Source organism: Nocardia sp. NPDC059240 (assembly GCF_042753865.1).
Classification (GTDB): Bacteria; Actinomycetota; Actinomycetes; order Mycobacteriales; family Mycobacteriaceae; genus Nocardia.
This window is the reverse complement of record NZ_JBHZAC010000019.1, coordinates 1-24,123: the sequence shown is the minus strand read 5'-3', so window position 1 is coordinate 24,123 and position 24,123 is coordinate 1. Positions and strand designations below refer to the sequence as shown.

The following is a 24,123-nucleotide window of genomic DNA, read 5'->3' as shown; positions in this document are numbered from 1 at the left end:
CAATGGACGATGCGTCGACGACGTCGGTATTTCCGCAGGTGCCCCGGACCCGGGAATGGCCGGTCCGGCAACCCAAGACGGCGGTGAGAGCCGTATGGGTCGTTCTTGCCACCCTCTTCGGCCTGTTGGCGGTGGTCGCCGTCCTGATCGGAATCGACAGCGGTGTGCGCGAAGGACATTCGGCGACGGCAGTCGGCGCCTTCGGCTGTGCGCTCATGTTCGCCGGTGCCGGGATGCTCGCCGTGACGATGGCATGGTCGCCCGCCCGGGCGGGACGCTCGGCGGTGCAACACCACGTCGATCCCTCCCGCGGGGCTGGTGTCCGGCTGCGGGGTCGAGGGACACCGCTGGGTGTGTACATGGTCTATCTGGTGTTGGCGGGTGGAGCGGCCTATGGCATTTCGTCATGGGTGCAGTGGAAACACGACCAGGGCGATGACCTGCTTCCGGCCGGGAGGAACAACTCGGGCGGCGCCACTTTTCTACTGGTCTGCGGGGTCGTGGCCCTGCTGAGTATCGCGGTGATCGCCGTCATCATGCATTGGCAGATGTCCGTTGAGCTCTACCCCGAGGGTGTCCGTCGTCTGGTGCCGCTGCCGTTCGGAGCCTCGCAGGATCTCTACCTCGCATGGGACGAGATCGGCTCGGTTTCGGTTGGCGAATTCCGGGCCTCGGCCCAATCGAATCCGATGCCGACCATCGATCTGCAGCTGAAGACCCCGCGCCCTCCTGAGCACAAACGGCTCGACGCTCCGGAACGGGTTGCGCTGCCCGTTTACGCGTTGGCCGCCGACCGCGGCACGGTGCTCGCGATCGTGCGGTTTCTCTCGGCCAACAGCGACTACCGGGCCCTCCTCGCCCGCACGGACGCACCGACCTGGTTCGTTCCACCGGTCGATCACCACCCGTCCGGCGGTCCGATCTCGTGACAGCCGAAGCGAACTCCTCGATCCCCACCGTCGCTGAATACCTGGCCGCGGTCGACGCCCGCTACGAACCGATCACCGCCGAATCCGAGGAAATGCCGGCGATCAACTGCTTCGCCCCGCAGGGCTGGCAGCGTGTTTCCCGACAGGTGTTCCCGCACGCTTTCGGGGTCTGGGCGCAACCCGTGCAACCCGGATCGAACTGGGCCGACAACGCCACCCTGCTGGTCGGCCGCCTCACTGGCGCCATCGACCCGATGACCCTGATCCGCTGCACCGCCACCGACTCCCGGCGCATGCCTCAGTGGCACGAAATCAATTATGAAACAGGCACTTTCGATGGATTTCCGTCGGCGGCGATCACCGGGACCTATGTCGTCGAGGCTTACAGGTTCTGGTCGCACACTCGCTACCTCCTCGTGCGTTCCCGAGCCGGATGCTTCTGGATTCAGCTGACCACGACCGCACGAGCTCGAACCGATGCGGCACCACCGCCGACCACGAAGTTGATCGTGCGAATACCACCCGGAGCCGAATTCACCGCCGATCACGAGACAACCGGGTAACGGCCCGGAAACCCGGCAAGCGCCGGGCGGACCCATCAATGGCCGCGTCCTCGAGACCGGACCGGCAGGGGTGCGGGAGCGGCCGGTGGGCGGCGCTTAAGGTGGGGGCATGGCACGCATCACCGGCTCATGGCTGTCCGGACCGAACGCTGAATCCGGAGACAACCCGGCCGGTGAGTATCAGGGCAAGGAACTGGGACTGCCGCAGTCGGGGGCGGGGGCGCTCGCGCCGTTTACGCGTCGCGTCGTGGCGATTCTGGTGGACTGGTTCATCTCTATGGGCTTGGCCGCGATCATCGTGCGGCCGGATGCCGCCAAGATCATCTCGAAGATGACGATTCCCAAGGGGCAGCAGCCGCCGTCGCACTTCGAGGTCATCACGCAGGCGCTGTCGACGCCGACGCTGGCGGTGTGGTTCGTGCTCGGGATCGCGGCGGTGACGCTGTTCGGGTTCACGCCGGGGCAGTACTTCCTGAAGCTGCGGGTGAGTCGGGTTGATGTGGAGGCGCCGGTCGGGTTCGTGCGGGCGCTGGCTCGGCAGTTGATCCTGCTGTTCGTGATTCCCGCGCTGTTCACCGACTCCGACGGTCGCGGTATGCACGATCGCGCTACGGGCACCGCGCTGGTCTACAGCCGCTGAGTCATCCCGACGCTGACCCACCTCGCTGCTGAGCTGCCCGCACGCTGAGCGGCCGCCTCACGAAAACCTCACGCCCGTTGTTATGGAATTTCGACGCGGGCCGATTCGAATGTATGAACTCGCGCCGAGTCGGCCCGGATTCCTGCCGTTACCTGCGATGCTGTTGGCTAAGCGTGTGGTGAGACGTTGCCGAATGTTCACCGTTGTTTGCTTTCGATCGGTATGGTGGCGGCGATTTGCCGTGAAGTACCGATAAGTCGGTTCCACGGCAGGTAGCTGTTGTTGTGCTGATGGAGGATCCATGGTCGAGGACTACAGGGCGGCCGCGCGGAGATTCAGCCGGCGGTCCCTGTTCGCGACCACCGGATTGCTGGGTCTGGCCGCTGCGGGCGCCGCGGTGAGCGCGGGCGTCAACGCTGCGGTCGACACCGATGAAGTGAAACGCACCCTGAGTGGCGGTGAGCTCGGCAAGACAGTGCTCGGGGTCAATCCGATCATCCGCACCGAACGCGTCTACTCCGCGGCCCGCGGCCGTCAGGTGGATCTGGTGACAATCCTGCCGCCCGGGGTCCCCACCGAGAACCTGCCGATCTCCTTGCTGCTGCACGGACTGCACGGCAACGCCCACACCGCGGCCGTCGGCAATATCGCCGACCTGCTCGCCGCCGGTGTCGCCTCCAAGCTGTCCCCGGCCTTCGGCTTCGTCGCCCTCGACGGCGGCGACAACTACTGGCACGACCACGGCACCGGCGACGACCCGATGTCCATGCTGGTCAACGAGGTTCCCGGCTGGCTGGCCCAGCGTCGCCTGGGCGGCCCCGACGGTCTGCCCGCCGCGGTCACCGGCACGTCCATGGGCGGTTTCGGGGCCTACGTCTACGCCCGCCGCCGCTTCGAGCAGGGTCGCCCGCTGAACGCGGTCGCCACCATGTCGCCGGGCCTGCTCACCTCGTGGACCGAGATGGCCAAGCGCAACGCGTTCATCAACGCCGACCAGTGGGCCGCGCTGGACCCGCTGCGCAACTTCGACAAACTGGGCCCGGCTCCCATCGGTCTGTGGTGCGGCGACCGTGACCGTTTCATCGACGGCTGCCGTCGCTTCATCGCGACCGCTCGCCCAGAGGTCGGCCTCATCACCCCCGGCGGCCACACCGACGAGTACTGGTCCACCGTCACCCCCGACGTGATCCGCTTCCTCTCCCGCCACATCGCCTGACCGCTGCCCGAAAGGCCCGATTCCGGGATACGCCCCGGCGTAGTCTGGCCCGGAGCGCGTTCCGTCGCAGCGGAGGAGTGGTCGGATGACTGGCTTTTCGCCCGGGTTCCAAGGACGCCCCCGTCCCCAGAGTGACCGATTACCGCCCGGCCAATACCTGGTCGAGGACTTCCCGGTGCTTTCGGCGGGCCCCACCCCGCGCGTGAACCTCGATCGCTGGCAGTTCACCATCACCAACGAGACCGGCCGCCAATACGCCTGGAGCTGGCCGCAATTGATGTCGCTGCGGCAGGAACGCCCGCACGTCGACATCCACTGCGTCACCCGTTGGTCCAAACTCGACACCGACTGGCAGGGCATCTCCCTCGACAGCCTCCTCGAAACCGTCGAAACCCAGGCCGAATACGCGCTCATCTCCAGCCACGGCGGCTACACCACCAACCTCCCGCTGGAGGATCTCCTGGACGGTCGCGCCTGGATCGTGCACACCTTCGGCGGCCAGGACCTGCACCCCGAACACGGCGGCCCCGCCCGCCTGCTGGTACCGCACCTCTACTTCTGGAAATCGGCCAAGTGGGTCAAGGGCATCCACCTCTTCGACCAGGACGAGCTCGGCTTCTGGGAGGCCGCCGGCTACCACAGCTACGGCGACCCCTGGCGCGAACAGCGCTACCAGGACGACTGATGCGCTGGCAGCCCGCCGAACTAGTCGCCACCCGCACCGAATCCGCCTCGGCCCGCACCCTGGTGCTGCGCGTCGACGGCTGGCCCGGCCACCGCCCCGGCCAGCACCTCGACGTCCGCCTCACCGCGCCGGACGGCTATCACGCCGAACGCAGCTACTCCCTGGCCGCACCCGCCGACGGCGATCACATCGAAATCACCGTCCAGCGCGTGCGAGACGGCGAAGTGTCCGGCTACCTGGTCGACGTGTTTCCGGTGGGCGCGTTCATCGAAGTCCGCGGCCCCGTCGGCGGCTGGTTCGTCTGGACCCCCGAGACCGGCGGCCCCGCCGTCCTCATCGCGGGCGGGTCCGGCATCGTCCCGCTCGCCGCCATGCTGCGCGCCCGCCGAAAAGCCGCCAACACCAGCCCTTTCCGGCTGCTGTACTCGGTCCGCACGCCCGACGATCTGCTCTACGCCGACGAACTAGCGGAACTCCGCCGCGCCACCCTCGCATCGACCGTGGACCCCGCCGGCCAGGTCTGCTACCTCGAAAACCCCGAATCCGACGAGGACATCGAACTCTTCGTCGCCTACACCCGCACCGCTCCTTCCCCGCCCGACGCTCTCGCCCGCACCGCCGCCACCGACTCGCGTCCGCCTGGCCGTCTCACCCGCACCGAGATCGCCCGCCTGGCCCTGCCACCGTCACCCACGGTGACCTGCTACGTCTGCGGCCCCACCGCATTCGTCGAATTCGCCGCCGACGCTCTGGTTTCCGCGGGCCACGCCCCCGCCATGATCCGCACCGAACGTTTCGGCCCCACCGGAGGCTGACCATGCCCACCCCCTACACCTACGCCGCCGCCCTCCCCGACGACCACTACCTGGACGGCAACGCCCTGGCCGGTCTCCTCTCCGAGATCCTCCCCGGCGACCCCACCCTCCACGAATGCCGCTGCCCCACCTGCGGTTCCACCGAACCCCTTGCCCGAGCCCTCGTCTACCCGAACTGTCCCGGCACGGTAATCCGCTGCCCCCACTGCGCAGCAGTCATGCTCCAACTAACCACCACCCCCACCGCCACCCACCTGACCTTCACCGCCCAAACCACCCTCCACCTCCCCAAATAGCCGTCGAGTGGCACATTTTGGAGCCTGATTCGGACAAACCCCCTCCAGAATGTGCCACTCGACGAACCCGGGAAATGAGAAGGCCCGCGTCGGAAGACGCGGGCCTCGGGGGAGCTGGGGATCAGCGGCGGCGGATGCTGCGCTGGACGCCGCGCATCTTCGCGCCGTTGGGGAGCGGGCCCTTCGGGAGGGCCGGGCCGCCGCGGGTGGCGAGCGCCGAGAGACGGCCTTCGATGAGGTCCATGCGCTTGGTGTCGATATTGCGGGGGAGCTTGGTCAGGTAGCGCTGCAGGTCCCTGATGGCGACCTGATCCTTCTCGTTGCCGATGACGACGTCGTAGATCGGGGTGTCGCCGACGAGGCGGGAGACCTTCTTCTTCTCCTGTGCCAGCAGCGACTTCACGCGCTGCGGGGAGCCCTCGGCCACCAGGATCACGCCGGGCAGGCCGACCACGCGATGCACCGCGTCGAGCTGGGTGGTGGCGGCGACACCGGGGGTGACACGCCACTTGCCCTGTAGGTTGTCCAAAACCCAAGCGGCCGCACCGGCCTGGCCCTCGGCCTTGGCGTACACGTTCTTCTGGACGCGGCGGCCGAAGATGATGAAGGCGGCGAGCGCGCCCAGCAGCAGGCCGATCGGCAGCAGGAACCACTGCATGCCGAAGATGAACCCGATCACCAGGAACAGCACGGTCACGCCGACGAAGGCGCCGATCATCAGCGGCAGCAGGAGCTTGTCTTCCTTGCGCTGCATCTGGAACGCCTGCCAGAGCTGCTGGCGACGCTCCTTCGACGCCTGCCTGCGCGCCGCCTTCGCCGCGGCCTTCGCTTCCTTCGACGGATTACCGCCCTTGCCTGCTGCCATACCGTCCAGCTTAGTGGCCGGGTACGCCCGGTTCGCGACGGGATCACCAGCGTGGTGAGCGGGCGCGTGCGGATGTGTCACAGCGGGACGGGGGTGCGGGCTATGTCTCATCCGGGAGGGGCCCCTTTGTAGAAGCCCGCTTGGATCTGTTCTGCTGGATATAACCAGTGCCGAACGAAAGGGATCGGAAGGACATGCGGTCGACGGACCACTGGCCCGCCTCCGCCGGTCACCGACCCCGGCTGCCCGGCGCGGCCGCGCTCCTGGTGGGCGTATTCACCCTGGTGGCGTGCACCTCGCACGGATTGGCCACCGAACCGGCCGCGGCCTCCGCGAGCGCCGCGACCGGCAGTGTCGCGCAATCACTTCCGCGTTCGGCGGCACTGCTGTTCTCCGAGGCCGTGGTGCTGTCCCCGGCCGAGGCCCGCGCGCTGCTCGACACCCTCCCGGTGCAGGGCCGCGCACCCAAGACCGGCTACGCGCGCAACCAGTTCGGCGAAACCTGGACCGATGACGTCGATGTCGCAGGCGGCCACAACGGCTGCGACACCCGTAATGACATCCTCGGCCGCGACCTCATCGACCCGGCGTTCAAGCCCGGCACCCGCGATTGTGTAGTGCTCTCGGGCACCCTCGGCGACCCGTACACGGGCAAGTCCATCGATTTCGTGCGTGGTCAGGACACCTCGCACCGAGTACAGATCGATCACGTGGTCGCGTTGTCGGACGCCTGGCAGAAGGGCGCGCAGCAACTGAGCCCGCGCGAACGCGCCAACCTCGCCAACGACCCCCGCAACCTGCTCGCCGTCGACGGCCCCGCCAACCAGCAGAAGGGCGCGAGCGACGCCGCCTCCTGGCTGCCGCCCGACAAGACCTACCGGTGCACCTATGTGGCCAAGCAGATCACGGTGAAATCCGCCTATTCCCTGTGGGTTACACAGGGGGAGAAGGACGCCATGATCCGCGTCCTCGACGGCTGCACCCCCTGATCCCCTCAAACCTGTTGTTCACCAATGAATGGAGTGAAAGAGATGAAGAAGGTTCTGGCCACCATCGGCCTGACCACCGCCACCGCCGCCACCCTGATCGCGGTGACCGCAACCCAGGCCCACGCGGATAACGACACGGCCCCGGCCACTTTCCGGACCGCCCCGGCCGAGATCCCCCTCGCCCCGTCCGACATCCCCGCCGACCCGGCCGCGATTCCCGCCGTCCCGGCCGCGACCACCGCCCGCGATCTCCTCGCGGGTGCGGGCCTCGTGGTACCCGCCGCCGACGTCTACTACAAGAACTGCACCGAGGCGCGTGACGCCGGTGCCGCCCCGATCCGCAAGGGCGAGCCCGGCTACCGCCCGGCCCTCGACCGCGACAACGACGGCGTGGCCTGCGAATAGCGAGATCAGTTGGCGGTCTTGGTCTTTTCGCGCATCGAGTCCGCCATCTGGGCGGGCATGGCTTCGTGGCGGGCGTAGGCGCGGGTGAAGGTGGCGCCGCCGTGGGCCAGGGAGCGTAGGTCGATGGCGTAGCGGCTGAGTTCGAGTTCGGGGACTTCGGCGCGGATCATGGTGCGGCCCAGGCCTACCGGTTCGGTGCCGAGCACGCGGCCGCGGCGGCTGGAGAGGTCGCCGAGTACCGGGCCTACGTATTCGTCCGAAACCACTACTCGCACTGCGGAGATCGGTTCGAGGAGGCTGATGCGGGCGGTTCCGGCGGCCTCGCGCAACGCCAGCGCACCGGCCATCTGGAAGGCGGCGTCGGAGGAGTCGACGGAGTGCGCCTTGCCGTCGAAGAGGGTCACCCGCACGTCCACCAGCGGGTAGCCCGCGGCCACACCCTTGACGGCCTGGGCGCGCACGCCTTTCTCGACCGACGGAATGAACTGGCGCGGAACGACTCCGCCCACCACCTTGTCGACGAATTCGATGCCGGAGCCCTCCGGGAGCGGCGCGACCTCGATCTCGCAGATCGCGTACTGGCCGTGGCCGCCGGACTGTTTGACGTGCCGCCCCTTGGCGGAAGCCGAGGTGGCGAAGGTTTCCCGCAATGCCACCTTGTGGTCGATCACGTCGACCTGCACCCCGAAGCGGGAGCGCAGCCGTTCCAGCGCCACTTCACGATGCGCCTCACCCAGGCACCACAGCACGAGCTGATGGGTATCGGCATTCTGTTCCAGCCGCACCGTCGGATCCTCGGCGACCAGCCGCGCCAGCCCTTGCGAGAGCTTGTCCTCATCGGCCTTGCTGTGCGCCTTGATGGCCACCGGCAGCAGCGGATCCGGCATCGACCAGGGTTCGATGATGAGCGGACAGTCCTTGGCGGACAACGTATCCCCGGTCTCGGCCCGCGACAGCTTGCTCACGCACACGATGTCCCCGGCAATGGCCTGCGGCAGCGGCCGCTGCTGCTTGCCGAACGGCGCGGACACCCCGCCGACGCGTTCGTCGGCATCGTGATTCCCGGTCTCGGCGGGCCCGTGCCCGCATACGTGCACGGTGTCGTCGGCGTGCAGGGTGCCGGAGAACACCCGCACCAGCGACATCCGCCCCACATACGGGTCGGAGGCGGTGCGGATCACCTCGGCCGCCAAGGGCGCGGTGGGATCGCAGGCGAGAGCGGCGGACTTGCCGCCCGAACCGGTCGCGAAGACGGGATGCTCTGCGGGCGTGGGGAATCCGCGCGTGATCAGATCGAGGATCTCGACCGTGCCCAGCCCCTGCCGCGCGCCTTCCGGCGGCGGGGCGGCGATCAGCACCGGATGGAAACTGCCGCGCGCCACCGCCTTCTCCAGATCGGCGACCACGGTGGCGAGGTCGATCTCCTCGCCGCCGAGGTAGCGGTCCATGAGCGATTCGTCCTCGCTCTCGGCGATGATGCCTTCGAGCAGCCGCCCGCGCGCTTCCTCCATCTGCTCCCGCTGTTCCTCGGAGACAGGCGTTTCCGTGCGTTCCCCGGTCGCATAGTCGTAGACGTGCTCGGTGAGCAGGTCGATCAACCCGGTCACTGGCCGATGCCCGTCGGCGGCTTTCGGCCCATACACCGGAAGATGCAGCGGCAGTATAGATTCCGACCGACCACCGCCGAGGATCTCCCGGCAGGTGTCGTTCATGTCCTCGAAATCGGCTCGCGCGGTGTCCAAATGGGTGAGCACGATGGCGCGCGGCATCCCGACGTGCGCGCATTCATCCCACAGTGCCAGCGTCGCCCCGCTGACACCTTCCACCCCCGCGGCGGACGAGAGTATGAAAAGGGCCGCGTCCGCTGCTCGCAGACCGGCCCTGAGTTCTCCCACGAAATCCGCGTATCCGGGGGTATCGAGGAGATTGACTTTGAGGTGGTCCCATCCCATCGGCACCACCGAGAGTTGGACCGACCGATGTTGTCGCTGCTCGATATCGTCGTAATCCGAGACACAGGTCCCGTCCTCCACCCGCCCCGCCCGGGGCACGGCCCCCGCGGCCACGGCCAACGCCTCCACCAGCGTGGTCTTACCCGACCCACTGTGGCCGACCAGCACCACATTCCGTATGTCGTCCGGCCTTTCGGCCACAACTACCCTGCCGTTGACACCCTGCGACAACGTCGTTCGCTCGACCATGGCTCGCTCCGGTGGGTCGATGAAAGCGGTCCTTCGAGCTTCCCACCAGCGGCGCACACTCGTCCACGAATCGACCGAACCGATTTGTACGACGCGCCGCCACCGCCCGTTCACCTGAGGCAACACGCCCACGGGCTGATCAGCAGGGTGTACATTCGTGCTGTCACGAAAGTGATGGCGGGGAGGATGGAGCGCCGCGGTTACGACGCCCCATCTGAGTGGGTCACCTTAGCCCAGCATCCGCCGGACCAAGATGGTGATCACCCCGGCAACTGTGGCCGTTGTTGCTGCAACAACCCAGTTGACCGGGGAACCACATTTACGGTGTTTCGCCTCGCGACGATGTTTCGCCATCCCCACCCACCTCCTTCCTGGGCGCGGCTCAGACCAGGCTCGATCGAGTAATCAAGCCACCGCCCCTCGGAAGGAAGTGGGCTCACAGTATGCGAATCCCTTGATGGAAGTGCTTGAATCGCAGGCAATTTGCGTTCGCAGACGGCGCGGCGGAAATTGGTGTGTCGCAAATACGGAAAGGCTCGGACATTTCGTCCGGGTCTTCCTATTTGTCTGCTTATTGCAGGTGAATTCGCTTATGCCCCTGTGGAACCGAACCGGGCCAGCACGCTGTTGGCCTCCTGGGCGGCCGAGCCTTCCTGCGCCAGGTGCAGCATCTCCGGGGAGATCTCGCGGCCGTGGTGGCGCATGGCCTGGGCGTAGAGGCGGCCGGCGCGGTAGGAGGAGCGGACCAGCGGGCCGGCCATGACTCCGGCGAAGCCCATTTCCTCGGCGGCCTTGGAGTGCTCGACGAACTCCTCCGGCTTCACCCAGCGGTCGACCGGGTGGTGGCGGGGGGAGGGGCGCAGGTACTGGGTGATGGTGATGATGTCGCAGCCTGCCTCATGCAGGTCGCGCAGTGCCTCGGTGATTTCCTCGGGGGTCTCGCCCATGCCGAGGATGAGATTGGACTTGGTGACCAGTCCGGCCTCACGTGCGGCGGTGATGACGGCCAGCGAGCGTTCGTAGCGGAACGCGGGACGGATGCGTTTGAACACGCGCGGCACCGTCTCCAGGTTGTGCGCCAGCACTTCCGGCCGCGACGAGAACACCTCGGCCAACTGCTCGGGCACCGCGTTGAAGTCCGGGATCAGCAGCTCGACACCGGTGTTCGGGTTGAGCGCCTTGATGGCGCGGACGGTCTCCGCGTACAGCCACGCGCCGCCGTCCTCGAGATCGTCGCGGGCGACGCCGGTGATGGTCGAGTAGCGCAGTCCCATGGCCTGCACTGATTCCGCCACACGCCGCGGCTCGTCACGATCCAGCGCGGCGGGCTTGCCGGTGTCGATCTGGCAGAAGTCGCAGCGTCGCGTGCACTGCTCGCCGCCGATCAGGAAGGTGGCCTCGCGGTCTTCCCAGCATTCGAAGATGTTGGGACACCCGGCTTCCTCGCAGACCGTGTGCAGCCCTTCGCGTTTCACGAGACCCTTGAGTTCGGTGTACTCGGGACCCATGGTCGCGCGGGTGCGGATCCAGGAGGGTTTGCGCTCGATCGGGGTCTCGGCGTTGCGCGCCTCGATGCGGAGCAGTTTGCGGCCATTGGGTGCGGACGCGCTGGTAGGTGTCGGGTTGTCGACGGAGGTCACTTTGTTCACCCTACGCTCGTGATCATGCGCGCTCGGCGGGCACTGCGGCGGGCACCACCGGGAGCTGATCGGTCATGGCCGCGGGCAGCGGCTCGGGGCATTCGGCGGCGCTCGTGGCGCAGCGCGAGATGGCGTGGTCGGTCACCTTCAGGTCGCCGTCGAGGGCGCGCGCGATGGCGTCGGCGACCAGCGGCCGCACCTCGTCCACGGTGACATCGCGGCGGAGCTCACGGCTGAGCGTGGTGACGCCCGCGTCGCGGATGCCGCACGGCACGATGGCGTTGAAACCGTCCAGGCTGGAATCGCAGTTGAGCGAGATCCCGTGCAGGGTGACGCCGCGCTGCACGCGCACGCCGATGGCCGCGACCTTGCGTTCGGGCAGGAATTCCGATTTCGGCACCCACACGCCCGAACGGCCTTCCACCCGACCGGTTTCCAGCCCGAGCTGTGCGCAGACGGCGATCAGGGCTTCCTCGAGGCGGCGCACGTACGCGACCACGTCGACCGGTTCGGCCAGCCGCACGATCGGGTAGCCCACCAGTTGCCCCGGCCCGTGCCAGGTGATCTTCCCGCCCCGATCGACCTCGATGACCGGGCTGCCGTCCATGGGCAGATCCTGCGGTTCGGTGCGTCGTCCGGCGGTGTAGACGAAGGGATGTTCGAGCAGCAGCAGCCGGTCTTGTCCGATTCCGTCGGCGCGTTCGGCGGCGATTCGCCGCTGCAACTCCCAGGCTTGCTGGTAATCGATGAGGCCCAGATTCTCCACGGCGAGGGGTGTGCCGTCGAAGCGGGCGGATACCGCACGGGGTAACGGTGCGGTGGCCGTACTCTCACTCACGACTGCGACGTTACCCCTCCGTCGAGGACGCGCTGCATGAGCGTCAGGTCCATCCAGCGCCCGAACTTGAGCCCGACTTCCGGCAGCTGCCCGACGATCGCGAAGCCGAATTTCTCGTGCAGTGCGATCGACGTGCGGTTACTCGACTCGATCGCCGCGATCATGGTGTGCACGTCCGAATGCTCGGCCCGCTCGAGCAGCGCGGTCATCAGCGCCGTGGCGACTCCGCGCCGCTGGAATATATCTGACACGTACACCGAATTCTCGACCGAGAAACGGTAGCCGGACTTCGGCCGGAACTGCCCGTAGCTGGCATACCCGGCCACAGCGCCGTCGATCTCGGCCACCAGCACCGGATGCCCGACCCCGGTCCGCGCCGCGAACCACGCCTTGCGCTCGTCCAGATCGGCGAGCTCGGTATCCCAGATGGCAGTGGTCTCGGCGATGGCGTTGTTGTGGATCACCAGGATCTCCGGTAGATCACTCTCCCGCGCATCCCTGATCAGCAGCTCGGACGATTGATTGGTCACCGGCTAACGGTATCGACGACCCCGGTGTGACGTGCACCGCGCTCACTGTGACATCCGCCGCGACGCCTGGTCCTCCTCGCGCACGGCGCGACTCCTCGTCAGTACACCGTGGCGCGATGTTCGTCCACCCCGCCCGCCGTCACCTCGATCCGCCCTGCATCCGGCCGGAATCCACTTGTGGCGGTGCGAGATTCGGCCCGCTGGCAGCCGCGCTGACGAGCAGGGACGATAGGGCGGCCGCGATGGTAGGCAGGTTGGTGAGGCGGGTCGCCGGGAGTGGCCGCAGGCTGTTGGCGAGGTCGGCCGGGGTGGGATCGCGAACAGATCGAGTCAGCCGGAATGGCCGAGCGTGGCGGCCAGCGCGGCACCGATGGTCGGGTGCTGGAACTGGTATCCGGCCTCTTCCAATGCGGTGGGAATCGCCCGGGGGCCGTGCAGGATCGCCTCTTCCGCGAATTCGCCGACGGCGGCGCGCAGAGCGAACGCCGGGACCATCAACGGTGTCGGCCGGTGCATGACACGACCGAGCGCCCGGGTGAACTCCGCGTTGGTGACCGGCGCGGGACCGACCATATTGACTGGGCCGGAAAGGTTTTCGTGGGTGAGCGCATAGGTGATCGCTCCCACCTCGTCCTCGAGCGAGATCCACGGGACGTACTGCCGACCGCTGCCTAATCGGCCGCCGAGGCCGAGATAGTAAAGGGGGTAAAGCATTCCGAGCATGCCGCCGTGCCGCGCCAGTACCACCGCCGAACGCAGCAGCACGGTGCGCACGCCGGCGTCGGCGGCCAGTTCGGTGGCGGCCTCCCAGTCGGCGCACAGCCGCGCCAGGAATCCTGTTCCGGCGGGGGAGGTTTCGGTGACGACCCGGTCCCCGCCGTCGCCGCCGTAGTAGTGCACGCCGCTGGCATTGATCAGCGTCGGCACTTCCGCGGCCGCGACCGCGGCGGCTAGCACGTCGGTCGGGACGATGCGGCTGTCGCGCAGCTCCTGCTTGTAGCTGCCGTTCCAGCGCCGCCGCCCGATGCTCGCACCGCAGAGATTCACCACGGCGTCGGCATCACGCAGCGCGCGCTCGTCCAGATGGGAACGGACCGGGTCCCAGGTGAATTCGTCGCGGGCGTGGACGGGACGGCGCACCAGGCGAATGACCTGGTGCTCGTCGCGGCGCAGGGCCGCGACGAGCGCCGTCCCGATCAAGCCGGAGGATCCGGCGACCACGACCTTCATGCGACTACAGGCCGAGGTCGCCCTCGAACGCCGCCTCTTCCAGTCGGTGCTTGATCGTGGTCACGAAGCGACCCGCGTCGGCACCGTCGATGAGGCGGTGATCGTAGGTGAGCGGCAGGTAGGCCATCGAACGGATGCCGATGAACTCGTTGCCGTCATCGGTGATCACCATGGGGCGACGCACGATCGCGCCGGTGCCCAGCTCGGCGGCCTGCGGCGGCACCAGGATCGGGGTGTCGAACAGCGCGCCGTTCGAGCCGATGTTGGTGATGGTGAAGGTGCCGTTGGCCAGCTCGTCCGGCTTCAGGCCGCCGGTGCGCGCCCGGTTGGCGATATCGGCGATGGCGCGAGCCAGGCCCGCCAGCGACAGGTCGTTGGCGTTGTGGATGATCGGCGAGAGCAGACCCTGCTCGGTGTCGACCGCGATACCCAGGTTGACCACCGAGTGGTAGGTGATCTCCTTGGTGTCGGAGTTGTAGGACGCGTTGATGTTCGGGTGCACGGCCAACGCCTCGATGACGGCCTTGGCGTAGAACGGCAGGTACGTGAGGTTCACGCCCTCCCGCTGCTTGAACGCGGCCTTGGCGCGGTTGCGCAGGGACGCGATCTTGGTCATGTCGACCTCGTGCACCTGGGTCAGCTGCGCGGTGGTCTGCAGCGATTCCAGCGTCTTGGTCGCGGTGATCTGCCGGATGCGGGTGGCCTTCTGGACCGTGCCCGGCAGGTGCGACAGCGACGGACGCGGCGCGGCAGCAGCGGCCGGGGCAGCCGGAGCGGCCGCGGGCGCGGCAGCGGCGGGCGCCGGGGCCGGAGCCTTCTTGGCCTCCGCGGCGGCGAGCACATCCTGCTTGCGGATGCGGCCGCCGACACCGGAACCACTCAGGGCGGCGAGGTCAACGTTGTTCTCCGCGGCCAGCTTTCGCACCAGCGGGGTCACGTAGGGGCCACCGTTGGTGGAGGGCTCGTCGGCCGGGGTGGCCGCGGCCGGAACCACGGCGGGCTTGGGCGCCGGAGCCGGAGCCGGGGCGGGCGCGGGAGCCGGGGCAGGAGCCGCAGCGGCCGGCGCGGGAGCCGGGGCCGGAGCGGGCGCAGGGGCGGGAGCCGGGGCAGGCGCGGCCGCGGCGACACCGCTGCCGATCACACCCAGCTGACCGCCGACGGCGATCACGTCATCCTCCTGCGCGGAGATCTCGAGCAGCGTGCCCGCGACCGGCGAGGGGATCTCGGTGTCGACCTTGTCGGTGGACACCTCCAGCAGCGGCTCGTCCACGGCCACCGCGTCGCCGACCTGCTTGAGCCAGCGGGTGACGGTGCCCTCGGTCACGGACTCACCGAGTTCGGGCATCTTGACCGGGGTGCCGGAGGCGGCAGCGGCCGGTGCGGGCGCGGCGGGCGCCGCGGCCGGAGCGGCGGCAACCGGCTGCGGGGCCGGGGCGGGAGCGGGGGCCGGCGCGGGCGCCGGGGCGGGTGCGGCGGCGGGGGCCGGAGCGGCTGCGGGAGCCGGAGCGGAACCGGCCTCACCGATCACGCCGAGTTCGCCACCGACCTCGACCACATCGTCCTCACGGGCGACGATCTTCACGAGAACGCCTGCGGTGGGGGACGGGATCTCGGTGTCGACCTTGTCGGTGGAGACCTCGAGAAGCGGCTCGTCGACCTCGACCGTGTCTCCTTCCTGCTTCAGCCACCTGGTGACGGTGCCCTCGGTGACGCTCTCACCAAGAGCCGGCATCTGGACGGAGAAGGTCATGTCCGTCTACTCCTCTGACTGCTCGTCGGGTTAAACAGTTCGTCTCTCCGCGGGCGTGGCATCGCGGGTCGCGATGTCGTCCCGACGGCCACCGAACATTCAGTGGCACCGGAGATCCGTAATGGTTCTTGTTCCAATCACCCATCCTTGCACTTGCCCGGGTGCGGCGTGTCACAGGGCGGCGGTTGTGCCGACCTCTCCGTGTCGCGATCCCCCGGGTGAGTTCGGGATGTCCCTGGCGTGAGCCAGGATTGACGGGATGGCATGAGACGTATCACGTTTGCGTGCGGCGCGGGCGCCCGGGGTGCCGGTGGATGGGAGTCGCGATCCGCGCCGGGCGGTTGCGGTCGGCTAGCTGAGAACACGACGCGACGCCCGCCGGCCGGGTGGCCGGGGGCGTCGCGGGGGAGCGGTCGATCGATCGGTCCTGACGGTCAGTCGAGGGCCTTCAGGATGTCGGCGGCTTCGGCGCGCTTGCGGTAGTCGCCGTCGATGTGGGCGAAGCGGATGCGACGGTCGGTGCCGATGACGTAGGTGGCCGGGACCGGGAGCCGCCATCCGATGTGCGACAGATCATTTCCGACCGCGTGGTAGTTGTCGCGGATACCCGGATCGATGGTGAAGACGAGCCCGTACTCGTCGGCCACTCGATTGCTCGGATCCGACAGCACCTCGAATTTCAGCGCGTGCTTCTCGGCGAGGCTGAGCGAATTGTCCGGCGTCTCCGGGGACAGTGCCACCAATCGTGCTCCGCGCGCGGTGATCTCGTCGAGCGCCGACTGCAGGGTGGCCAGCTGCAGATTGCAGTACGGGCACCATGCGCCCCGGTAGAACGCCAGCACGACCGGCCCGTCCGCCAGTGCCGTGCCGAGTGAGAAGGTCCGCCCGGTGGCGTCGACGGCCGTGAAATCGGGCGCGATCTCACCCACCCGTAGGGCCTTCTGCCCGGCCTCGGTGAGACTCTCGGCCTCACCGTCGAACCGCTTCAGTATCGCCTCGGGGGCCTGCGTGAAGAGCTGTTCACGCATGCCCGTTACCTGCTCGGAATAGCTTTTTGTCATGAATCCAGGCTAAGGACAACCGGTTTCGCGGCCCATGGCCCGAACTCGCGGATCTATTGCAGATCGTCTCATATCATGAGTGAGTGGATGTTCTCACCGATGTACTCGCCGCGACCAAGGTGGGCGGTGCGGTCACCGCCCAGTTGACCGCTTTCGCCCCCTGGGGTGTCCGGCTCGACGACATGCCGAAGGCCGCGTTCCACGCCGTCGCCTACGGCACCTGCTGGCTGCGCGCCCCCGACGGCACGCCGATCCAGATGGGCGCGGGCGATTTCATCCTGTTGCCCAGCGGTGCGGGGCATCGCCTCTCCAGCGGCCCGGACACGGCGGTGATCCCTTTCGAGGAGGTCGAGGTGTCGGTGGGCACCCGCCATCTCCAGATCCCCGGTTCGGGCGCGGAAACCCGGTTGATCTGCGGCGCATACCGATACGAGACGAAACCGGCTCATCCGCTGATGCGGCTGCTGCCGCAGGTCGTCCACCTGCCGGCCGATCACACCGCCGCGGGCCGGGAACTGGCCGACACGCTCCAGTTGCTGGCCACCGAGCTCGCCGTCGAGCGTCCCGGCGGTCAAACCGTCACCGAGCGCCTCGTCGACGTCCTGCTCGTCCAGGCCCTGCGCCTCTGGACCGCCCGCAACCCCGAGTCCGGCGCGTCCTGGCTCGCGGCCCTCCGTGACCCCGAAATCGCCAGCACCATCTCCCTGCTGCACGAATCCCCCTCCCACCCATGGACGATCGAGGAACTGGCCGCCCGAGTCGGAGTCTCCCGCGCCACTCTCGCCCGCCGCTTCACCGCCCTCGTCGGCGAACCCCCGCTGGCCTACCTGTCGCGCTGGCGCATGGACCTCGCCGCCCGCCGACTCCGCCACACCTCGGAACCCCTGCCCGTTATCGCTCGAAGCGTCGGCTACACCTCCGAATTCGCCTTCTCCCGAGCCTTCAAACGCACCCACGGCGAGCCGCCCGCCACCTACCGCAGCACGCATCGCCCCTGACCGTCGCCGGTCACCGCCGTTGTCCGTCAGGCGGCCTGAGCTGGGCCTGAGGAGTCGCTGTGGGGCTGCTTAGGAGTTGATCGCGGGAGTTGCGGTCGCTTGTCCGAGTGGCACTATCGAAGTATCCGGCGTTGTTTTCCGTGGGCCGGAGAGGAGGTTGCCGGTATGGGTTTGATGGACCTGTTCGGGCGCAGCGGGACCGGTCGTCGCGGCGACGCCGACCCCGAGGACATGCAGCATCTCATCGCGTGGACCCGAAGCCATTACGGCGTCGAGGCTTTCGTAGAGCCCCGCACCACGGTGTCGGACGTCTCGGTCATCCTGGTCGCCCACGACGGCGCGTGGACCCGCCGCGTTGTCGGCGAACGCGGCGCGCAACGCCTTTCGTCCACCCTCGGCATCCCGGTCTACGACGCCCGCCGCGTCGGCTACCCCCAACGCCTCCGCGACTACGAATCCCGCCGCCGCATCCTGGAACGCCGCACCGCCCAGGACTTCTGACCAGATTGCGAACAGAGACGCCCGCCCCGCGATATCGCGGGGCGGACGTCGTTGTCAGGCGGTGTTGCCAGTCGGCCGTCGTTGTCAGGCGGTCCAGCTCGCGGTGGAGTGCCGAGTGGTGTGGCTCGCCACAGCGACCGCCGCCAATAGGACGGTGGCCACCCCGAGCGCGGCGGGAGCCGCGTGGTGCACGACCAGTGCAGCACCGATGCCCGCACCGCCGAACATGGCGGCGATCGGCACCAACCGCCGCCCGACCCGGCTGCCGGACCCGCCCGCAGGCGCACTGTCGGCGGCAATCCCGGTCAGCGTCAAGGTCAGCACGGTCGTCGTCAGGTCCGGCACCGCGAGGGCGCGAGCGGTCGCGTTCTGCAGCCCCAACCCGAGCCCCAGAAATACGATCAGCACCGTGAGCGACCAGCCGTGATATGGGCGCGGCGCGACCATCGCCGTCACGAAAGCTGCCGCGACCAAACCCAATTCGACCCAGGTGGCCGCATTCAAATGCCGCCCGCGATGCACCCCCAGCCGCGCGTGTACCCGCCCGCCGGCCAGCGCCCCGACCAGGAACGCGACCACCGCCAGTAGCAGCGCCCACCAGACGAATCCGGGCGCGCCGCCCAGCGCGAACCCCGAGAACACCACATTGCCGGTCATATTCGCGACCAGCACATGCCCGAGCTGGAGATAACTGAACGCATCCACCAACCCGGTGACGACAGTCAAGGCCAGCAACAGCGGCGGCAACGGCCCGTGCGGGTGCCCCGCAGGCGGCACGATCAGCCGGACCGCGTCCGCCACATGCTCTCTCATCGACCCACCACCGGATTCCGTTCGCATTCGACGATTCTGACGCCTGGTAGCGACGTCGCCGACCACCTGGGGCATCGAGTCGGAGATCTGTCATGGACGCTTCGCGCGCGAGTGAGGCGCCTGCCCGTGCGACAGGAATCGCGTGCCAGTGCGCCGGAAATCCTCTGCCCACGCGATCGGAGACGCCCACCAGCGCGACGGGAAACGCCCGCCTCCACAGGTGTGCGGGGCGGGCGTATCCGGCAGCGAACGGCCGCTATTCGGCGGCGATGTCCTCGAGGGTGGTGATCAGGGTGCGGACCGGGACGCCGGTGCCGCCCTTACCGATGTAGCCGAATGGGCCACCGGTGTTGTAGGCCGGGCCGGCGACGTCGAGGTGTGCCCACTGGACGTTCTCGGGGACGAATTCCTTGAGGAACAGTCCGGCGGAGAGCATGCCGCCCCAGCGGTGCGGCGCGACGTTCGCCAGGTCGGCGATCTTGGAGTTGATGTCGGCGCGGAGTTCGGCGGGAAGCGGCATGGCCCAGGCGTTCTCGCCGATCGACTGGGAGATGCGCGCGACGCGGTCGCGGAACGCGTCGGTGCCCATGACGCCCGGGGTGCGGGTGCCGAGGGCGACCATCTGCGCGCCGGTCAGGGTCGCGACGTCGATGAGGTACTCGGGGGAGTCCTCGCCCGCGCGCACGATGGCGTCGGCCAGGATGAGCCGACCTTCGGCGTCGGTGTTGATGACCTCGACGGTGGTGCCGCCGTACTGGGTGAGCACGTCGCCGGGCCGCTGCGCGGTCGCCGACGGCATGTTTTCGGCCATCGGCACGGTGGCGATCACGGTGATCGGCAGGCTCAGTCGCGCGGCCAGGAGGGTGGTGGCGATGACCGCCGCCGCGCCGCCCATATCGGAGGTCATGTTCTCCATGCCCGCCGCGGGCTTGATGGAGATGCCGCCGGTATCGAAGGTGATGCCCTTACCGATCAACGCCACCTTGCGATCACCACCGGAGTAGGTGATGCGGATCAGCCGCGGCGGCCGCGAGGACCCCTTGCCGACGCCGAGAATGCCGCCGTAGCCCTGGGTTTCGAGTTCCTTCTCGTCGAGAATCTCCACCTGCAGTCCGGCGGCTTTGGCCAATTCGGCTGCGCGGTTGGCGAATTCGCCCGGGTACAGGTCGCTGGGCGGGGTGTTCACGAAATCCCGTGCGGTGGCGACGGCTTCGGCGATGGCCTGCGCGCGGAAGAGTTCCTCTTCCCCGGCTTCCGGTGCGGGAACCAGGAATTCGACCCGCTGGACCGGCTGATCGTCGGCCTTCGGCGCGGACTTGGCCGACTTGAACGTGGTGAACTGGTAGGCGCCCAGGTAGAAGCCCTCGGCCGCCGCACCCAGATCCAGTCCGGACAGGGTGGTGACCGCGGTCGCGACTCCGGTCAGCGCGCGCCCGGCCGCACCGGCCGACTTGCGCACCTGCTCGGCGTCCACCTTGTCGGCCGCACCGAGCCCGACCGCCAGCACGAAATCCACACCCAGCCCGGCGGGCGCCGGCACCCGGGTGATCTCCTCACCCTTACCCTTGGCCCCGACCGCCCGCACCGCGCTCAGCAGTGCCGCCCGGGTGTCCGCGTCGAGTACGTCGGAGAAGGCGTCGGCGGGCGCGATAACGGGCCCATCGTCCGACGAGGTGAGTCCGATGACGAGCACATCGGCGTCCCCGATGCCCTCGGTGCGTACCAGTTCCGGTCCGAGCGAACGATCTGCAACAGCTGTCATAACAGCCCACGTTACTGGGCCGCCCGGTACGCAGCCGGTTGGGCCGCGCTCGCGTCAACAGTCACTGACGCCCGGTTCACCCGGTTCCCGGCCTTTCCTGATGCACGCGGAAATACCCTGGATTTCGACACCGCCGTCGGGCATGACTGCGCGGTGTTCCCACCCTCCGGTGCCCGCTTTTCCCATGGGTGCGCAGGAGGTCTCCAGTGGCGAAGGCGAAGTTTCAGCGGACGAAGCCGCACGTCAACGTTGGCACGATCGGCCATATCGACCACGGCAAGACGACTCTCACCGCGGCGATCACCAGGGTCCTGCACAGCCAACATCCGGACTTGAACCCGTACACGCCCTTCGAGGCCATCGACAAGGCCCCCGAGGAGCGGCAGCGCGGCATCACCATTTCCATCGCCCACGTCGAATACCAAACGGAGAACCGGCATTACGCACACGTCGATTGCCCCGGTCACGCCGACTACATCAAGAACATGATCACCGGTGCAGCCCAGATGGACGGCGCGATCCTGGTGGTCGCCGCCACCGACGGCCCGATGCCGCAGACCAAGGAGCACGTCATCCTGGCGCGGCAGGTCGGGGTGCCGAAAATGGTGGTGGCGCTGAACAAGTGCGACATGGTCGAGGACGAGGAGATCCTGGAGCTGGTCGAGCTCGAGGTGAGCGATCTGCTCAGCGAATACGAATTCGACGGTGACAACACGCCTATCGTCCGCGTCTCCGCCTATCAGGCACTGGAGAATCCGACCGGCGAGTGGGGCGCGAACATCACCGAACTGCTGGCCGCCGTCGACTCCTGGATCGACACTCCCACCCGCGAGGTGGAGAAACCGTTCCTCATGCCCATCGAGGACGTCTTCACCATCACCGGCCGCGGCACCGTCGTCACCGGCCGTATCGAGCGTGGCGTGCTCAAGGTGAATGCCGAGGTCGAGATCGTCGGCATCCGCACCAAGACCACCAAGACCACGGTCACCGGCATCGAGATGTTCCGGAAACTCCTCGATGAGGGCCAGGCCGGCGAGAATGTCGGCCTGCTGCTGCGCGGCATCAAACGCGAGGACGTGGAACGCGGCCAGTGCGTCATCAAACCGGGTTCGGTCACCCCGCACACCCAGTTCGAGGGTCAGGCCTACATCCTGTCGAAGGAGGAGGGCGGCCGCCACACCCCCTTCTTCAACAACTACCGCCCCCAGTTCTACTTCCGCACAACGGATGTCACCGGGGTGGTGACTCTCCCGACCGAAGTCGAGATGGTCCTCCCCGGCGACAACGTCTCGATGGCAGTGGTGTTGATCCAGCCCATCGCCATGGAGGTCGGCCTCAAGTTCGCGATCCGTGAGGGCGGACGCACAGTCGGCGCGGGCCAGATCACAAAGATCATCAAATAGCCGGGCTCAGCCCATCTCTTCGAGGGACTTGCCCTTGGTCTCGGGAACCCACTTGAGCACGAACGGGATCGAGAGCAGCGCGAAGGCGGTGTAGATGACGTAGGTACCCGACAGATTCCAGTCGGCGAGGCTCGGGAAGCTGGCGGTGATGACCCAGTTGGCGATCCACTGTGCCGACGCCGCCACACCGAGCGCGGCCGCGCGCAGCTTGTTGGGGAACATCTCGCCCAGCAGCACCCACACCACGACACCCCACGACAGGGCGAAGAACAGCACGAACACATGCGCGGAGACGAGCGCGGTAATGCCTTGCGCGTGCGGCAGGGTCACATTGCTGCCGGACCCGGTCTTGGCCGAGAACGCCCACGCCTCCAGGCCGAGTGCGATGGCCATGCCCGCGGATCCGATGAGCGCCAACGGTTTCCGCCCGATCCGGTCGACCAGCACCATGGCGATCACGGTGCCGACGATGTTGATGATCGAGGTCGTAAAGGAGTAGAAGAACGAGCTGGACGGGTCGATGCCGACGGACTGCCACAGCGTCGCGGAGTAGTAGAAGACCACGTTGATGCCGACCAGCTGCTGGAATACCGACAGGCCGATGCCGATCCACACCACCGGTAGGAACCCGCGCTTGCCCAGCAGGTCCCGGAAGGTCGAGCGGTGCTCGCTGTGCATCGCCTCCTGGATCTCGGCCACCCGGGCATCGAGATCACCGTGGTCGCCCTCGACCTCGGTGAGCACCTCTTTCGCCTTGTCGATCTTCCCGACAGAGATGAGGTAGCGCGGCGACTCGGGAATGGTGAAGGAGAACATCCCGTACAGCGCCGCCGGCACCACCATCACGCCGAGCATCCACTGCCAGGCTTCCAATCCGCCGATGTGCCCGCGCTGCTCACTGCCCGCCATCTTGAGGATCGCGAAGTTCACCAGCTGCGAGACCGCGATACCGGTGACGATGGCCGCCTGCTGGAACGAGGCGAGCCGGCCGCGATAGGCGGGCGGCGAGACTTCCGCGATGTAGGCGGGCCCGATCACCGACGCCATACCGATGCCGATGCCGCCGATGACTCGCCACATGGCCAGATCCCACAGCGCGAACGGCAGCGCCGACCCGATGGCACTACAGGTAAAGAGTGTCGCCGCGATCCGCATGACCCAGATTCGACCGATCCGGTCCGCGATGCGCCCCGCGATCGCCGCACCGACCGCGCAGCCGATCAAGGCGATGGCCACCACCTGCGCGAGGGTCGCCGACCCGATGTCGTACCGATCCCGGATCGCCTCGACCGCACCGTTGATGACGGAACTGTCGTATCCGAACAGGAATCCGCCCATGGCTGCCGCGGCGGTAATGAAAACGACGTAGACCAGGCCGTCCGCCCCGCCCGTCTGGTCGCCGGGTGTTCGCGATCCCACCGATGAATTCACGCAGACTCCTTCGTCTCGCCCCGTATTCCCGTGTCGACCCGCATTTCGACAATTGTTGCCGCCCGGATGCTTGTCAACGGGCATGCAACGCCGGTCCTCCGTGGCCTCGTTGGCCTGCCTGCCGGTCGCGTGTCATCGCCTGTTCATCGATACCCCTACAAAACCGCAGGTAGAGAGGCGATTTGACTTTGCATCAACGCAACCCGTAACTTATTCCAGGTCAGAGCGACACGGACACCGACCCGGAGCCCCAAGGGCCTGGGAAACGAGGTTGTACGAGGAGCGCCTGATGATCGTGAAAGCTTCACCTGATCGGCGGATTTGGTTCTGCTGCGAGGGTTGAGCTAAGCTTCACAAGCAACAAACAAGCAGCCTCACCGACAAGCCGGTTCAAACCGGGGATGTTGGTGTGTGCGTGTGTTCTTTGAGAACTCAATAGTGTGTCGATGAATGTCAGTGCCAAATATTTTTATTTGGTTCCGGCCATTCTCACCCCCGTGAGAGTGTGTCGGACATTTAGTCAGCAAATACTTTTGCTGGCGTTTGATTTTGCCAAGGTTTT

Annotated in this window: 23 protein-coding genes; 12 read left to right on the top strand and 11 right to left on the bottom strand. The window is 67.5% G+C overall.

All coding sequences use genetic code 11. From position 1 onward, the window contains the following. Window positions 1–2: 2 nt before the first annotated feature. The 7 genes from ACFXHA_RS42555 (at window position 3) to ACFXHA_RS42525 (ending at window position 5,144) form a co-directional block, all read left to right on the top strand. The gene (locus ACFXHA_RS42555; RefSeq protein WP_379366638.1) at window positions 3–929 is read left to right on the top strand and encodes a hypothetical protein; all 927 of its coding nucleotides are present in this window, start codon (window positions 3–5) and stop codon (window positions 927–929) included. After that, window positions 926–1,492: an LpqN/LpqT family lipoprotein gene (locus tag ACFXHA_RS42550; protein ID WP_379366636.1), complete on the top strand. Its 567-nt coding sequence runs from the start codon at window positions 926–928 to the stop codon at window positions 1,490–1,492. Before ACFXHA_RS42555 ends, ACFXHA_RS42550 begins: the two co-directional genes overlap by 4 nt. Before the next feature lie 109 nt (window positions 1,493–1,601). Beyond that, window positions 1,602–2,132 (top strand): RDD family protein, encoded by a 531-nt coding sequence (locus ACFXHA_RS42545; protein ID WP_379366634.1) that lies wholly within the window; start codon window positions 1,602–1,604, stop codon window positions 2,130–2,132. A gap of 301 nt (window positions 2,133–2,433) precedes the next feature. Continuing rightward, a complete protein-coding gene (locus ACFXHA_RS42540; RefSeq protein ID WP_379366632.1) occupies window positions 2,434–3,348 on the top strand; it encodes an alpha/beta hydrolase in 915 nt (304 codons plus the stop codon). Window positions 3,349–3,433: 85 nt separating this feature from the next. Then, window positions 3,434–4,033 carry a molybdopterin-dependent oxidoreductase gene (locus ACFXHA_RS42535; RefSeq protein WP_379366630.1) on the top strand — a complete coding sequence of 200 codons (600 nt, stop codon included), beginning with the start codon at window positions 3,434–3,436 and terminating at the stop codon, window positions 4,031–4,033. Further along, window positions 4,033–4,848: a ferredoxin reductase gene (locus tag ACFXHA_RS42530; protein ID WP_379366628.1), complete on the top strand. Its 816-nt coding sequence runs from the start codon at window positions 4,033–4,035 to the stop codon at window positions 4,846–4,848. The genes ACFXHA_RS42535 and ACFXHA_RS42530 overlap by 1 nt, the downstream gene beginning before the upstream one ends. Window positions 4,849–4,850: 2 nt before the next feature. Further along, complete coding sequence (locus ACFXHA_RS42525) at window positions 4,851–5,144, top strand: DUF6510 family protein (RefSeq protein WP_379366627.1); 294 nt, start codon at window positions 4,851–4,853, stop codon at window positions 5,142–5,144. A gap of 121 nt (window positions 5,145–5,265) precedes the next feature. Here the strand turns inward: ACFXHA_RS42525 and ACFXHA_RS42520 are convergent, their stop codons facing one another. Further along, the gene (locus tag ACFXHA_RS42520; RefSeq protein ID WP_379366625.1) at window positions 5,266–6,009 is read right to left on the bottom strand and encodes a DUF4191 domain-containing protein; all 744 of its coding nucleotides are present in this window, start codon (window positions 6,007–6,009) and stop codon (window positions 5,266–5,268) included. 194 nt (window positions 6,010–6,203) lie between these two features. Between ACFXHA_RS42520 and ACFXHA_RS42515 the strand changes: the two genes are divergently transcribed. Further along, entirely contained in the window at window positions 6,204–6,998 is a 795-nt protein-coding gene (locus ACFXHA_RS42515) for an HNH endonuclease family protein (protein ID WP_379366623.1), read from the top strand. A gap of 42 nt (window positions 6,999–7,040) precedes the next feature. Continuing rightward, window positions 7,041–7,403: an excalibur calcium-binding domain-containing protein gene (locus tag ACFXHA_RS42510; RefSeq protein WP_379366621.1), complete on the top strand. Its 363-nt coding sequence runs from the start codon at window positions 7,041–7,043 to the stop codon at window positions 7,401–7,403. Window positions 7,404–7,408: 5 nt separating this feature from the next. Here ACFXHA_RS42510 and ACFXHA_RS42505 read toward each other — a convergent pair whose 3' ends face one another. The 7 genes from ACFXHA_RS42505 to ACFXHA_RS42475 form a co-directional block, all read right to left on the bottom strand. Beyond that, window positions 7,409–9,604, bottom strand: a complete 2,196-nt coding sequence (locus ACFXHA_RS42505) for an elongation factor G-like protein EF-G2 (protein ID WP_379366619.1) — start codon at window positions 9,602–9,604, stop codon at window positions 7,409–7,411. 590 nt (window positions 9,605–10,194) lie between these two features. Beyond that, the gene (gene lipA, locus ACFXHA_RS42500; RefSeq protein WP_379366617.1) at window positions 10,195–11,244 is read right to left on the bottom strand and encodes a lipoyl synthase; all 1,050 of its coding nucleotides are present in this window, start codon (window positions 11,242–11,244) and stop codon (window positions 10,195–10,197) included. 22 nt (window positions 11,245–11,266) lie between these two features. Continuing rightward, a complete protein-coding gene (lipB, locus tag ACFXHA_RS42495) occupies window positions 11,267–12,082 on the bottom strand; it encodes a lipoyl(octanoyl) transferase LipB (protein WP_379366615.1) in 816 nt (271 codons plus the stop codon). Continuing rightward, a complete protein-coding gene (locus ACFXHA_RS42490) occupies window positions 12,079–12,591 on the bottom strand; it encodes a GNAT family N-acetyltransferase (RefSeq protein ID WP_379366792.1) in 513 nt (170 codons plus the stop codon). Before ACFXHA_RS42490 ends, lipB begins: the two co-directional genes overlap by 4 nt. Window positions 12,592–12,942: 351 nt before the next feature. Further along, complete coding sequence (locus tag ACFXHA_RS42485) at window positions 12,943–13,842, bottom strand: TIGR01777 family oxidoreductase (RefSeq protein ID WP_379366613.1); 900 nt, start codon at window positions 13,840–13,842, stop codon at window positions 12,943–12,945. Window positions 13,843–13,846: 4 nt separating this feature from the next. Then, a complete protein-coding gene (gene sucB, locus ACFXHA_RS42480) occupies window positions 13,847–15,592 on the bottom strand; it encodes a 2-oxoglutarate dehydrogenase, E2 component, dihydrolipoamide succinyltransferase (RefSeq protein ID WP_379366611.1) in 1,746 nt (581 codons plus the stop codon). Between the two features lie 434 nt (window positions 15,593–16,026). Next, window positions 16,027–16,653: a peroxiredoxin-like family protein gene (locus ACFXHA_RS42475; RefSeq protein ID WP_379366609.1), complete on the bottom strand. Its 627-nt coding sequence runs from the start codon at window positions 16,651–16,653 to the stop codon at window positions 16,027–16,029. A gap of 83 nt (window positions 16,654–16,736) precedes the next feature. Between ACFXHA_RS42475 and ACFXHA_RS42470 the strand changes: the two genes are divergently transcribed. Continuing rightward, window positions 16,737–17,651: an AraC family transcriptional regulator gene (locus ACFXHA_RS42470; RefSeq protein WP_379366607.1), complete on the top strand. Its 915-nt coding sequence runs from the start codon at window positions 16,737–16,739 to the stop codon at window positions 17,649–17,651. Between the two features lie 165 nt (window positions 17,652–17,816). Further along, window positions 17,817–18,152, top strand: a complete 336-nt coding sequence (locus ACFXHA_RS42465; RefSeq protein ID WP_379366605.1) for an oxidoreductase — start codon at window positions 17,817–17,819, stop codon at window positions 18,150–18,152. 84 nt (window positions 18,153–18,236) lie between these two features. On the opposite strand, the gene ACFXHA_RS42460 is transcribed toward ACFXHA_RS42465, so the two are convergent. After that, window positions 18,237–18,965 carry a YoaK family protein gene (locus ACFXHA_RS42460; protein ID WP_379366603.1) on the bottom strand — a complete coding sequence of 243 codons (729 nt, stop codon included), beginning with the start codon at window positions 18,963–18,965 and terminating at the stop codon, window positions 18,237–18,239. 256 nt (window positions 18,966–19,221) lie between these two features. Beyond that, window positions 19,222–20,727 carry a leucyl aminopeptidase gene (locus tag ACFXHA_RS42455; RefSeq protein ID WP_379366602.1) on the bottom strand — a complete coding sequence of 502 codons (1,506 nt, stop codon included), beginning with the start codon at window positions 20,725–20,727 and terminating at the stop codon, window positions 19,222–19,224. 206 nt (window positions 20,728–20,933) lie between these two features. Between ACFXHA_RS42455 and tuf the strand changes: the two genes are divergently transcribed. Further along, window positions 20,934–22,130: an elongation factor Tu gene (tuf, locus tag ACFXHA_RS42450; protein WP_379366600.1), complete on the top strand. Its 1,197-nt coding sequence runs from the start codon at window positions 20,934–20,936 to the stop codon at window positions 22,128–22,130. A 6-nt stretch (window positions 22,131–22,136) separates the two neighbouring features. Here tuf and ACFXHA_RS42445 read toward each other — a convergent pair whose 3' ends face one another. Next, window positions 22,137–23,561 carry a sugar porter family MFS transporter gene (locus tag ACFXHA_RS42445; RefSeq protein WP_379366598.1) on the bottom strand — a complete coding sequence of 475 codons (1,425 nt, stop codon included), beginning with the start codon at window positions 23,559–23,561 and terminating at the stop codon, window positions 22,137–22,139. Window positions 23,562–24,123 lie beyond the last annotated feature (562 nt).